At 69.8% G+C, this 451-nt stretch carries 1 protein-coding gene; it reads right to left on the bottom strand.

All coding sequences use genetic code 11. The features are described from left to right. Nucleotides 1-66: 66 nt before the first annotated feature. Nucleotides 67-451, bottom strand: a 385-nt coding sequence (locus tag R5W23_RS11775) for a hypothetical protein (protein ID WP_320686488.1), incomplete at its 5' end; no start/stop codon positions are given.

The following is a 451-nucleotide window of genomic DNA, read 5'->3' as shown; positions in this document are numbered from 1 at the left end:
CACGATGAGCGATGCGTCACAACTCAGCCGGCGGTGTCAGGTGCAGCGCCGGGTTCGGCGTCCGGGCTATGCGTCGAAGAACGCCTCGTCCTCGGCGCAACGTGCGTCGTAGTCGAACGCGGTCTCGCACTCGCCGGCCGCGGTGACACGGAGCCGCAGGCCGTACCAGCGATCCGCGCTCTCAGCCCGCGCCGCGCCCAGTTCGCGGAGCGCCTGCGACGCCTCGCCCGGCAGCTTGACCGACCCAACCGATCCGCCGGCCAGTTCGACTCGAACCTTGGCGATTTGTCCGCCGCCCTCGGCGAAGTACCGCGCGTCCAGTACGGCCGCGACCCAACCGGTCTCGGCGAACTTGGCTTCGGCAGCCCCGTACACGGCACCGGCCAAACCGGGCAGGTGGACTTGCAACCGGAATAGGTCGTCCGATGTCGCCATCCGCTTCGCCTCCGCC

Source organism: Gemmata algarum (assembly GCF_034097035.1).
Taxonomy (GTDB): Bacteria; Planctomycetota; Planctomycetia; order Gemmatales; family Gemmataceae; genus Gemmata; species Gemmata algarum.
This window is presented reverse-complemented; position numbering and strand designations above follow the sequence as displayed.